Here is a 12,340-nt window from a genome sequence, read left to right as displayed (position 1 = left end):
GCGCGCGCCTCACCCGGCCAGGACGGCGGAGCCGAAGTATCAAGGCGGCGTTTCGCGTAGCACGTAACCCACCCCGCGCACGGTGTGGATCAGCCGCGGCTCGCCCTCGGCCTCGGTCTTGCGGCGCAGATACCCGACGTAAACCTCGAGGGCATTACCCGAGGTGGGAAAGTCGAATCCCCACACCTCTTCCAGAATCCGGCTGCGGGTCAGGACCCGCCGCGGGTTGGCGATCAGCATCTCCAGCAGCGCGAACTCAGTGCGGGTCAGACTGATGCGGCGTTGCCCGCGGATCACTTCACGGGTGACGGGGTCCAGGCTCAGATCGGAGAAGGTCATCGCCACCGAGTCCGCGGCGTCGTCGGGCTTGGTGCGCCGCAGCAACGCCCGCATCCGCGCCAGCAGCTCTTCGAGGGCGAACGGCTTGGGCAGGTAATCATCGGCACCGGCGTCCAGCCCCGCAACGCGCTCGGACACCGAGTCGCGGGCGGTGAGCACCAGAATCGGCAGGTCGTCGCCGGTACTGCGCAGCTGACGGCACACTTCCAGACCGTCCAACCGCGGCATCATCACGTCCAGGACCAGCGCGTCGGGCCGGTCACTGGCGATCAGCTCGAGCGCCTCGACCCCGTCGTGGGCCAGGTCAACCGAATAGCCATTGAAGGAAAGAGACCTGCGCAGCGACTCGCGCACTGCGCGATCGTCGTCGACGACAAGTATTCGCACGTCGCCTAGTTTCGTACGAACGCCTGAGAGCGGCCTGAGAGGCGCGCCGAGGTACTAACGCTTGTCGAGGTCGATAAGGCCGAGGCGGGCGGCTTTGAGCAGGCGGCGAGGCACCTTGTGCTTCTGGCCGGCCACCGTGACGCCGACCAACTCGGTCGAGGTGGCCTTCCACTGCGAGCGCCGGCTGCGGGTGTTCGAGCGCGACATTCTGCGCTTAGGTACGGCCATGGTCGGGCCTAACTCCTCGGTCGGGATTACGGACGGGTGTGTCGCGCTTCATGACCTGGACGGTCGAACGGCGACAGTTGTCGTCAAGGGTAGTCGGTGAGCCGCCGGTCGCCAAAATGACGGCGGGCGCCGAGCCAGTTGGCGGGGCAACCGTGCCACCCGCTAACCTACCGGTTGGTTGGTTCCTCGACTGCGCTCGCCGCGCATCCCAATGGAGGGAGGACGCATTGGCCGCCGAGTCTGGTGCCGTGCGTATCGCGAACTGCTCCGGTTTCTACGGTGACCGGTTGTCCGCCATGCGCGAGATGCTCACCGGCGGCGAAGTGGACTTCCTCACCGGCGACTATCTGGCCGAGCTGACCATGCTGATCCTGGGTCGTGACCGGATGAAGAACCCCGACCGCGGCTATGCCAAGACCTTCCTCACCCAGCTCGAGGAGTGCCTGGGCCTGGCTCACGAGCGCGGCGTGCGCATCGTGGCCAACGCCGGCGGTTTGAACCCGGCCGGCCTGGCCGACGCGGTGCGCGCCCTGGCCGAGCGGCTGGGCGTGCCGGCACGGGTAGCCCATGTCGAAGGCGACGATCTGCAGGCGCGGGCGGCTGAGTTGGGACTGGGTTCGCCGCTGACGGCCAACGCCTATCTGGGTGGCTGGGGCATCGCGGACTGCCTCAATGCCGGGGCGGATGTGGTGGTGACCGGCCGGGTCACCGACGCCTCGGTGATCGTCGGATCTGCGGCGGCGCACTTCGGCTGGGGCCGCACCGACTACAACCAGCTCGCCGGCGCTGTCGTCGCCGGCCACGTCATCGAGTGCGGCGTGCAGGCCACCGGCGGCAACTTCTCCTTCTTCACCGAGATACCGGACCTGACGTACGCCGGCTTCCCGTTGGCCGAGGTCAACGCCGACGGATCCTCCGTCATCACCAAGCACCCCGGCACCGGCGGCCTGGTCAGCGTCGACACCGTCACCGCGCAACTGCTCTACGAAATCACCGGAGCCCGGTACGCCAACCCCGACGTGACGGCCCGGATGGACAGCATCGAGCTGTCGGCCGACGGACCCGACCGTGTCCGGATCAGCGGAGTCGTGGGTGAACCGCCGCCGCCCACCCTGAAGGTGTCGCTGAACAGCATCGGCGGGTTCCGCAACGCGATGACGTTTGTACTGACCGGATTGGACATCGAAGCCAAGGCGGAATTGGTGCGGCGCCAACTCGAAGCCACGCTGACGGTCAAGCCCGCCGAGTTGGAATGGACGCTGGCGCGCACCGACCACCCCGACGCCGACACCGAAGAGGCCGCCAGCGCGCTGCTCAGCTGCGTGGTGCGCGATCCCGATCCCGCCAACGTGGGACGCAAATTCTCCGGCGCCGCCGTGGAACTGGCGTTGGCCAGCTATCCGGGCTTCACCGCCACCACCCCTCCCGGCGACGGCCAGGTGTACGGAGTGTTCACCCCCGGCTACGTCGACGCCGGCCTGGTGCCGCACATCGCGGTCCACCCCGATGGCGCAAGAAGCGAAATCGCGCCCGCCACAGAGACGTTGGCTTTGGAGCCGGCCGAGACACCGGCGCTGCCCGAACCGCTGCCGGCCGGACCGACCCGGCGAGCGCCGCTCGGTTTGATCGCCGGCGCCCGCAGCGGTGACAAGGGCGGGTCCGCCAACGTCGGTGTCTGGGTGCGCACCGAGGACCAATGGCGCTGGCTGGCCAACACACTGACCGTCGAGCTGCTCAAGGAACTGCTTCCCGAAGCGGCCGACTTGCCGGTGACCAGGCACGTGCTGCCCAATCTTCGGGCGGTGAACTTTGTAATTGAGGGAATCCTCGGGCAAGGCGTCGCCTACCAAGCGCGCTTCGACCCGCAGGCCAAGGGGCTGGGCGAATGGCTGCGCAGCCGCCACGTCGATATTCCAGAAGGGCTGTTATGAATCTGTGGGCCACACCGGAGCGTGAGCAGCTGCGAAAAACGGTGCGCTCCTTCGCCGAACGGGAGATTCTGCCGCACATCGACGAGTGGGAACGCAGCGGCGAGTTGCCGCGCGACCTGCACCGGCGGGCCGGCGACGCGGGTCTGCTGGGCGCCAACTTTCCCGAGTCGGCCGGCGGCGGCGGCGGTGACGGCGCCGATGCGGTGATCATCTGCGAGGAGATGCACGAGGCCGGCGCGCCGGGTGGGGTGTTCGCATCGCTGTTCACCTGCGGCATCGCGGTGCCGCACATTATTGCCTCCGGGGACGAGCGGCTGATTGAGACCTACGTGCGGCCGACGCTGGCCGGCGAGAAGATCGGCTCCCTGGCCATCACCGAGCCCGGCGGCGGTTCCGACGTCGGTCACCTGCGCACCAGCGCGGTCCGCGACGGCGACCACTACGTGGTCAATGGCGCCAAGACCTACATCACCTCCGGGGTCCGCGCCGATTACGTCGTCACCGCGGTACGTACCGGCGGCCCTGGCGCGGGCGGGGTTTCGTTGCTGGTGGTCGACAAGGACACACCCGGTTTCGAGGTGACCCGCAAGCTGGACAAGATGGGCTGGCGATCCTCAGACACCGCCGAGCTCTCCTACACCGACGTGCGGGTGCCGGTGACCAACCTGGTCGGTGAGGAGAACAGCGGCTTCGCCCAGATCGCTCAGGCATTCGTCTCCGAACGTATCGGGCTTGCTGCGCAGGCGTATTCGAGCGCGCAACGCTGCCTGGACATCACCGCGCAATGGTGTCGCGACCGGGAAACCTTCGGCCGCCCGCTGATCTCGCGGCAGGCCGTGCAGAACACGCTGGCCGAGATGGCCCGTCGCATCGACGTCGCCCGGGTGTACTCCCGGCACGTGGTGGAGCGGCAGCTGGCCGGCGAGACGAACCTGATCGCCGAGGTCTGTTTCGCCAAGAACACCGCCGTCGAGGCCGGCGAGTGGGTGGCCAACCAGGGCGTCCAATTGTTCGGCGGCATGGGCTATATGGCCGAATCGGAGATCGAACGCCAATACCGGGACATGAGGATCATCGGCATCGGCGGCGGGACCACGGAAATTCTGACCGCGTTGGCGGCCAAGCTGCTTGGCTACCAGTCATGACCGTTCTGAATCGCGGGAGGTGGTCATGACCGTCTTGCGGTCCACGCTCGACCCGAACGCCGACACCTTCGCCGAGGCGGCAGCCGCCGCGACCACCAAGCTTGACGAGATCGCCGCCGAATTCGCCAACGCCGTCGAGGGCGGCGGTCCTAAATATGTGGAACGCCACCATGCCCGCGGCAAGCTGACGGCCCGGGAACGCATCGAGCTGTTGGTGGACCCGGACTCGCCGTTCCTGGAGTTGAGCCCACTGGCAGCCTGGGGCAGCCCGTTCAAAGTCGGCGCCAGCACGGTCACCGGCATCGGCGTCGTAGCCGGCGTCGAGTGCATGATCGTCGCCAACGATCCCACCGTCAAAGGCGGCACCAGCAATCCCTGGACGCTGAAGAAGATTCTGCGCGCCAACCAAATCGCTTTCGAGAACCGGCTTCCCGTCATCTCGCTGGTGGAATCCGGCGGCGCCGACCTACCCACCCAGAAAGAGATCTTCATCCCCGGCGGGCGCATGTTCCGCGACCTGACCCGGCTATCTGCTGCCGGAATCCCCACCATCGCACTGGTTTTCGGCAACTCCACGGCGGGCGGCGCCTACGTTCCCGGCATGTCCGACCACGTCGTGATGATCAAGGAACGCTCGAAGGTGTTCCTGGCCGGTCCCCCGCTGGTGAAGATGGCCACCGGTGAGGAGTCCGACGATGAGTCGCTCGGCGGCGCCGAAATGCATGCCCGCATATCGGGTTTGGCGGATTACTTCGCCGTCGACGAGCCCGACGCGATCCGCATCGGACGCCGCATCGTGTCTCGACTGAACTGGAAGAAGCAGGGCCCGCAGCCCAATCCGGTGACCGAGCCGTTGTTCGACGCCGAGGAGCTGATCGGTATCGTGCCTGCCGATCTACGCATCCCGTTCGATCCACGCGAAGTGATCGCCCGCATCGTCGACGGCTCCGAATTCGACGAGTTCAAGCCGCTGTACGGCTCCTCCCTGGTGACCGGCTGGGCGCAGTTGCACGGTTATCCGATCGGCATCCTGGCCAATGCTCGCGGTGTGCTGTTCAGCGAGGAATCCCAGAAGGCCACCCAGTTCATCCAGCTGGCCAACCGCTCCGACACGCCACTGTTGTTCTTGCACAACACCACCGGCTACATGGTGGGCAAGGACTACGAAGAGGGCGGCATGATCAAGCACGGCTCGATGATGATCAATGCCGTGTCGAACTCGACCGTGCCGCACATCTCGCTACTGATCGGTGCTTCCTACGGCGCGGGCCACTACGGCATGTGCGGGCGCGCCTACGATCCCCGGTTCCTGTTCGCCTGGCCCAGCGCCAAGTCCGCGGTGATGGGCGGGGCCCAATTGTCGGGCGTGCTGTCGATCGTGGCCCGAGCGGCGGCCGAAGCCCGCGGCCAACAGGTCGACGAGGCGGCCGACGCCGCGATGCGGGCCGCCGTCGAAGGCCAGATCGAGGCCGAGTCGCTGCCCATGGTGCTGTCCGGGATGCTCTACGACGACGGGGTGATCGACCCGCGCGACACCCGCACCGTGTTGGGAATCTGTTTGTCCGCCATCGCCAATGGCCCGATCAAGGGGACGTCGAACTTCGGCGTCTTCCGGATGTGAGTCCCATGCTTACTCGAGTGCTGGTCGCCAACCGCGGCGAGATCGCCCGACGCGTGTTCGCCACCTGCCGGCGGCTGGGCCTGGGCACCGTCGCCGTCTACACCGACCCGGATGCCGCTGCCCCGCACGTCGCCGAAGCGGACGCCCGGGTGCGGTTGGCGCAGACCAACGACTACCTCAACGCCGAGGCGATCATCAACGCCGCCCGTGCCGCAGGCGCCGACGCTATCCATCCTGGCTACGGCTTCCTCTCGGAGAACGCCGAATTCGCCGCGGCCGTCCAACAGGCGGGTCTGACCTGGATCGGACCGCCGGTGGATGCGGTGCGCGCGATGGGGTCCAAGATCGAGTCCAAGAAGATGATGGCGTCCGCCGGGGTGCCGGTGCTCGAGGAGCTCGACCCCGAAACCGTCACCGAGACGCAGCTGCCGGTACTGGTCAAGGCGTCCGCCGGAGGCGGCGGACGGGGCATGCGGGTGGTGCGGGAGTTGTCCGCGTTGTCCGGCGAAGTCGAGGCGGCCCAACGCGAAGCGCAATCGGCGTTCGGTGACCCGACGGTGTTCTGTGAGCGCTACCTGCCCACCGGTCACCACATCGAGGTGCAGGTCATGGCCGACACCCATGGCACGGTCTGGGCGGTCGGGGAACGGGAATGCTCCATTCAGCGCCGTCATCAGAAGGTGATCGAAGAGGCGCCGTCGCCGTTGGTCGAGCGGATTCCGGGAATGCGCGCCAAATTGTTCGAGGCCGCCCGCCTGGCCGCCGCCGCGATCGGCTACACCGGCGCCGGCACGGTCGAGTTCCTCGCCGACGACAACGGCGAATTCTTCTTCCTGGAGATGAACACCCGGCTGCAGGTCGAGCACCCGGTGACCGAGGAAACCACCGGTCTGGACCTCGTCGAACTGCAGATCGAGGTCGCCGGCGGCGGCCGGCTCAGCGCGGAACCTCCTGCGGCGCAGGGTCATTCGATCGAAGTCCGGCTCTACGCCGAAGACCCCGCGCACGGCTGGCAACCGCAGGCCGGCACGGTGCACCGGATTCACGTGCCCTCGGTGCGCACCGAGTTCACCACCCTAGAGCGCCGGACCGGGATCCGGCTGGATTCCGGAATCGTCGACGGCTCGGTGGTGTCGATCTTCTACGACCCGATGCTGGCCAAGGTCATCTCCTACGCACCGACCCGCCGACAGTCGGCGCTGGTGCTCGCCGACGCGTTGGCCCGCGCGCAGGTGCACGGCCTGCGCACCAACCGCGAACTGCTGGTGAACGTGCTACGCCACCCGGCCTTCCTCGACGGTGCCACGGACACAGCGTTTTTCGACACACACGGCCTGACCGAACTCTCGGCACCGCTAGCCGACGCCGCAACGGTGCGGCTTTCGGCGATCGCGGCCGCACTGGCCGACGCCGCACACAACCGCGCCACCGCCCGAATCCTGCGCGGGGTCCCCAGCGGCTGGCGGAACCTGCCGTCAGGATTCCAAACCAAGACCTACCGCGACGACGCGGACGCTGAACAACACGTCCAATACCGTTTCACCAGAACCGCTCTGGCGTTGCCCGACGATCCGGCCGTGCAACTGGTCTCGGCATCGCCGAACGAAGTGGTGCTCGCCGATAACGGCGTGGCATTCAGCTTTGCGGTGGCACACGTCGGCGACGACATCTACGTCGACTCGGCACGCGGGCCGGTGCACCTGGTCGCGTTGCCCCGCTTCCCCGAACCGGGTTCGGCCGTCGAGCAAGGGTCGCTGGTGGCGCCCATGCCGGGCAACGTCATCCGGATCGGTGCCGAGGAGGGTGCCAGCGTCACCGCCGGCCAGCCGCTGATCTGGCTGGAGGCGATGAAAATGGAGCACACCATCACCGCGCCCACCGATGGCGTGCTCGCGGAAATCAACGTCACGACCGGCCAGCAAGTGGAAGTAGGTGCAATCCTCGCCAGAGTGGATGCGCCTGAAGCAGAAGGAGATCCGTCATGAGCGACACCAGCTTCATCGAGAGCGAGGACCGTCAGGCGCTGCGCAAGGCGGTCGCCGAGTGGGCATCCAACTACGGCGCCGAGTACTACCTCAAGAAGGCGCGCGCCCAGGAACACACCGACGAATTGTGGGCTGAGGCAGGCAAACTCGGCTTCCTCGGGGTGAACCTTCCCGAAGAGTACGGGGGCGGCGGCGCGGGCATGTACGAGCTCTCGCTGGTGATGGAGGAGATGGCGGCCGCGGGCAGCGCCCTGCTGTTGATGGTGGTGTCCCCGGCCATCAACGGAACCATCATCAGCAAGTTCGGCACCGAGGAGCAGAAGAAGCGCTGGATCCCCGGCATCGCCGACGGCACCTTGACGATGGCGTTCGCCATCACCGAGCCGGATGCGGGATCGAACTCACACAAGATCACCACCACCGCGCGGCGTGACGGCAGCGACTGGCTGCTCAAGGGCCAGAAGGTGTACATCTCCGGCATCGACCAGGCCCAGGCGGTGCTGGTGGTGGCGCGCACCGAGGAAGCCAAGACCGGCAAGCTACGTCCGGCGTTGTTCGTGGTGCCCACCGACGCGCCCGGCTTCACCTACACACCGATCGAGATGGAGTTGATCAGCCCCGAGCGCCAGTTCCAGGTGTTCATGGACGACGTGCGACTGCCGTCGGACGCGCTGGTGGGCGCCGAGGACGCCGCCATCGCTCAGCTGTTCGCCGGCCTGAACCCCGAACGGATCATGGGCGCGGCCAGCGCCGTCGGGATGGGCCGGTTCGCCCTCGGCAAGGCCGTCGAATACGTCAAGACACGCCAGGTGTGGGGAACGCCGATCGGCGCGCACCAGGGCTTGTCGCACCCGCTGGCGCAGTGCCACATCGAGGTGCAGCTGGCCAAGCTGATGATGCAGAAGGCCGCGACGCTCTACGACCACGGCGACGACGGCGGCGCGGCCGAGGCCGCGAACATGGCCAAGTACGCGGCGGGCGAGGCGTCGACCCGCGCCGTCGACCAGGCCGTGCAGTCGATGGGCGGCAACGGACTGACCAAGGAATACGGCGTGGCGGCAATGCTGACCGCGTCGCGGTTGGCCCGGATCGCGCCGATCAGTCGCGAGATGGTGCTGAACTTCGTGTCGCAGACGTCGCTGGGCCTGCCCCGAAGCTACTGATGGACACCCTCGTCGAATACGCGGGCCCGGCCGAGACCGGCGGCCCGCTGGCCCGTCTGACGATGAATTCCCCGCACAACCGCAACGCGCTGTCGACCACGCTGGTGAGCCAACTGCACCAGGGTTTGCGGGACGCCGCGGCGGACCCGGTGGTACGGGTCGTGGTGCTGGGCCACACCGGTGGCACCTTCTGTGCGGGCGCGGACCTGAGCGAGGCGGGCGGGGGTGATCCATACGACTTGGCGGTGGCGCGGGCGCGGGAGATGACCGCGCTGCTGCGCGCCATCGTCGAGTCGCCGCGCCCGGTGATCGGTGCCATCAACGGACACGTGCGGGCCGGCGGGTTCGGCCTCGTCGGCGCCTGCGACATGGTCGTCGCGGGACCGCGCAGCACGTTTGCCTTGACCGAGGCTCGTATCGGCGTCGCGCCGGCCATCATCTCGCTGACGTTGCTGCCGAAGCTGTCCGCGCGCGCGGCGGCACGCTATTACCTCACCGGCGAAACATTCGGCGCCAGCGAAGCCGCCGAGATCGGTTTGGTGACGCTGGCCGCCGAGGACGTGGACGCCGCGGTGGCCGGTCTGGTCGCCGACGTTGGTCGGGGGTCGCCGCAGGGCCTGGCGGCGTCCAAGGCGCTGACCACCGCCGCGATCCTGGCCGGGTTCGACCGCGATGCGGAGCGACTTACCGAGGAGTCGGCGCGGTTGTTCGTTTCAAGCGAAGCCCGCGAGGGCATGCTGGCGTTCCTGCAAAAACGGCCTCCGAGCTGGGTTTCCTCTTCGTGACGCGACCGCGCGACAGGCGCTGGGGCCGTGCGAACGTTGCAGTTTAGCCAACACCCCTTGCAGCAAAATCTTGAAGTCGTAAGCTCGCGGGTGAGATGACCAACCCAGCCCAGCGTGACCTAGAAACCGCGCGTGACGGCCTGTCGCGCGCGGAGGACACCGATCGCATCCAGATTGCGCAGTTGCTGGCGTACGCGGCCGAGCAAGGCCGCCTGCAGCTCAATGAGTACGAAGATCGGCTAACCAAGGCCTACGCGGCTACCACGTACCAGGAGCTCGACCAGCTGCGTGCCGATTTGCCCGGCGCAGCCGTGAGCCCGCGCCGCGGGGGCCAGTGCAACCCGGCGCCATCCACGTTGCTGCTGGCCATCATGAGCGGGTTCGAGCGCCGCGGCCGGTGGAACGTGCCGAAGAAGCTGACCACGTTCACGCTGTGGGGCAACGGCGTGGTGGATCTGCGGTACGCCGACTTCACCTCGACGCAGGTCGAAATTCACGCGTACTCGATCATGGGCGCGCAAACGATCCTGCTGCCGCCGGAGGTCAACGTCGAGATCGAGGGGCGCGGCGTGATGGGCAACTTTGACCACGCGGTCGTCGGCGAGGGCTCGCCGGGTGCACCTCAGGTGAAGATCCGCGGGTTCTCCCTGTGGGGCGGCGTCGGCATCAAGCGCAAGCCTCGCAAGCCGCGCAAGTAATCAACACGGGCCGCTCCGAGTGAGTGGCCCGGCGTTGTCTGCGGTGCCACACTTCCGCCGAACATTGGCATCGGCGAAAGCGGGTTGCTGTGGCGCGAGAGTTGCGGGCGAACCCCGACGTGCTGTCCCACATCGGTAACCAATTGGCGGACCATGGGCAGTCGCTGCTGGCGGTGCAGCAACTCTGCCACGATGATGCCGACGGTGCGCAACGCGGTTGGGTGGGCTCGTCGGCGGCGGCGTTGACGGGATTGCTGGATCGGTGGGCCGCCGCCGGTGTGAGCCACCTTCACCGCATCGCCGAACATGCCGATGGCATGCGGACCGCCGCCGCCGAGTGCGCCGAGCTTGACCAGCGCAACGCCGCATCACTGCGATGACCCTGACAATGACTCTTACGGTGACCGACATCGAACATTGGGATCCCGAGGCCGTCAGGACCGTGTTCGATGCCGCGATCAGACGCGCACACGGAACCCGGACGGCGTCGGCAGCCATCACCGAGCTGATGCGGCTGGCGCCTTTCGGAGGCGATGCCGCCGAGGCAGCGCACGCTGCCGGCGCTCGCACCACCGGAATGCTGGACGATCATGCCGACGCTTGCGAGGCGGTCGCGCGGGCGGCCGAACAGTCGGCGGATGAGATTGTCGCCATCAAGCAGCGGCTCAAGGACATTCGCGGCCTCGCGCTAGAAGCCCATTTGGTGATCGACGACGCGACCGGTGTTGCACTGCCGCCGCCCACACTGTCCGCCTTCTCCCCCGCTGACCAGCAACGGATCCTCGACGACGCGGTGCGGCTGACCGAACGGTTGCGACAGTTGTTGTCCGACGCCGAAGTCGCGGACGAAGATCTCGCCGCCGCGATCCGCGCCAGCGACGGCGACCTTTCCGTCGATCAGGCCGACGCGCAGCTCAGTCATCAGCCACCGAAGATGGCAGCCCTGCTGCCCGTGCTGGAGTCCGGCGGGACCCCCGACCGAGTCGGCTCGTGGTGGCACGCCCTGACCCCGGCCCAGCAGGACCGCGCCAAGCAATGGGCGCCCGAGGCCATCCGCAACCTCGACGGCATCCCGGTCGCGGTCCGCAACCAGATCAATGTCGTTGTGCTGCAACGTGAAATCGACCGCCTCGAGCGGGGTTGGGTCGGCGCCTACGGCTGGCACACCGACCCCGACAAGTTAGCGGATCTGCGGGCACTGCAGCAGGCGCTGGCGACGAATCCCGACACCAGACTGATCCTGCTCGATACCACCGGCAATCCCCGAAAAGTGCTGGCGGCGGTTGCTGTCGGTGATGTCGATAACGCCGAACGCGTCGGCGTCACGGTCGGGGGGCTCAACACCCGAGTCAGCACCAGCGTCGGGGGCATGGTGAATCAGGCTGCCGCACAACGCAATAAAGCCGGTGAACTCCGCGCTGCGGCGGGTCTGAGGAGAGCCGATGCGGTGGCATCCATTGCGTGGCTGGGTTACGACGCACCCGACGGCTTGCGCGACGTGGTACACGACTGGCAGGCACGTGATGCCGCGCAGCCACTGAACGCGTTCTTCAAGGGGCTGGCGGCCGCCGGCAATACCGCCGGACCGCCGCACATCACCGCCTTCGGACATTCCTACGGTTCGCTGACCACCAGCCTGGCGCTGCAGGGCGGGGCACCGGTGAGCGACGTCGTCCTCTACGGTTCACCGGGCGCCGAACTCACCGACGCATCGCAGCTCGGGGTGGCACCCGGCCACGCCTACTATCTGATCGGAGTCGATGACGTCGTCGCGGAGGTACTCTCCGAATTCGACGCGTTCGGTCCCGCGCTTCAGGACGTGCCCGGCATGACGGCGCTGTCCAGCCTCGACGGCTACGCGTTCGGAGAACGGAACGGCGACGGGGCATTTCACGAACGCGCGTACGGCCATTCGGACTACGCCCGCCTGGGCAGCAACGGAGAGCTGCGGATGAGCGGCTACAACATGGCCGCGGTGCTCGCCGGCCTGCCGCAAGACCTGATCCGGCCCGGCGTGGTGACGCCCGGGCGGCTGCCGTGCAGCGCCGGCGGGTAGGG

11 protein-coding genes are annotated in these 12,340 nt (G+C 67.5%); 9 read left to right on the top strand and 2 right to left on the bottom strand.

What is annotated here, in order from left to right:
• Positions 1-39: 39 nt before the first annotated feature.
• Both mprA and rpmF read right to left on the bottom strand, forming a co-directional pair.
• A complete protein-coding gene (gene mprA / locus A5645_RS10575) occupies positions 40-726 on the bottom strand; it encodes a two-component system response regulator MprA (protein ID WP_065129465.1) in 687 nt (228 codons plus the stop codon).
• 54 nt (positions 727-780) lie between these two features.
• Positions 781-954: a 50S ribosomal protein L32 gene (gene rpmF, locus A5645_RS10570; RefSeq protein ID WP_036364355.1), complete on the bottom strand. Its 174-nt coding sequence runs from the start codon at positions 952-954 to the stop codon at positions 781-783.
• A gap of 248 nt (positions 955-1,202) precedes the next feature.
• On the opposite strand from rpmF, the gene A5645_RS10565 reads away from it, so the two are divergent.
• The 9 genes from A5645_RS10565 to A5645_RS27700 all read left to right on the top strand — a co-directional run bounded on the left by A5645_RS10565 (position 1,203) and on the right by A5645_RS27700 (position 12,338).
• Entirely contained in the window at positions 1,203-2,885 is a 1,683-nt protein-coding gene (locus tag A5645_RS10565) for an acyclic terpene utilization AtuA family protein (RefSeq protein ID WP_155767959.1), read from the top strand.
• On the top strand, positions 2,882-4,030 hold the full coding sequence (locus A5645_RS10560; RefSeq protein WP_065129463.1) for an acyl-CoA dehydrogenase family protein: 1,149 nt from the start codon (positions 2,882-2,884) through the stop codon (positions 4,028-4,030). The genes A5645_RS10565 and A5645_RS10560 overlap by 4 nt, the downstream gene beginning before the upstream one ends.
• A gap of 25 nt (positions 4,031-4,055) precedes the next feature.
• Complete coding sequence (locus tag A5645_RS10555) at positions 4,056-5,651, top strand: acyl-CoA carboxylase subunit beta (RefSeq protein WP_065037146.1); 1,596 nt, start codon at positions 4,056-4,058, stop codon at positions 5,649-5,651.
• Between the two features lie 5 nt (positions 5,652-5,656).
• Positions 5,657-7,636: an ATP-binding protein gene (locus A5645_RS10550; RefSeq protein WP_065129462.1), complete on the top strand. Its 1,980-nt coding sequence runs from the start codon at positions 5,657-5,659 to the stop codon at positions 7,634-7,636.
• Positions 7,633-8,799: an acyl-CoA dehydrogenase family protein gene (locus A5645_RS10545; RefSeq protein WP_036364360.1), complete on the top strand. Its 1,167-nt coding sequence runs from the start codon at positions 7,633-7,635 to the stop codon at positions 8,797-8,799. The genes A5645_RS10550 and A5645_RS10545 overlap by 4 nt, the downstream gene beginning before the upstream one ends.
• Positions 8,799-9,584, top strand: a complete 786-nt coding sequence (locus A5645_RS10540) for an enoyl-CoA hydratase family protein (protein WP_065129461.1) — start codon at positions 8,799-8,801, stop codon at positions 9,582-9,584. The genes A5645_RS10545 and A5645_RS10540 overlap by 1 nt, the downstream gene beginning before the upstream one ends.
• A 95-nt stretch (positions 9,585-9,679) precedes the next feature.
• The gene (locus tag A5645_RS10535; protein ID WP_065129460.1) at positions 9,680-10,282 is read left to right on the top strand and encodes a DUF1707 SHOCT-like domain-containing protein; all 603 of its coding nucleotides are present in this window, start codon (positions 9,680-9,682) and stop codon (positions 10,280-10,282) included.
• Positions 10,283-10,371: 89 nt separating this feature from the next.
• The gene (locus A5645_RS10530; RefSeq protein ID WP_231123253.1) at positions 10,372-10,662 is read left to right on the top strand and encodes a WXG100 family type VII secretion target; all 291 of its coding nucleotides are present in this window, start codon (positions 10,372-10,374) and stop codon (positions 10,660-10,662) included.
• A 20-nt stretch (positions 10,663-10,682) separates the two neighbouring features.
• Positions 10,683-12,338, top strand: coding sequence for an alpha/beta hydrolase (locus tag A5645_RS27700; RefSeq protein ID WP_253866926.1), 1,656 nt, complete (start codon positions 10,683-10,685; stop codon positions 12,336-12,338).
• The last annotated feature ends 2 nt before the right edge of the window (positions 12,339-12,340 follow it).

The sequence above is a fragment of the Mycobacterium asiaticum genome (assembly GCF_001673635.1).
GTDB lineage: Bacteria > Actinomycetota > Actinomycetes > Mycobacteriales > Mycobacteriaceae > Mycobacterium > Mycobacterium asiaticum_C.
This window is presented reverse-complemented; position numbering and strand designations above follow the sequence as displayed.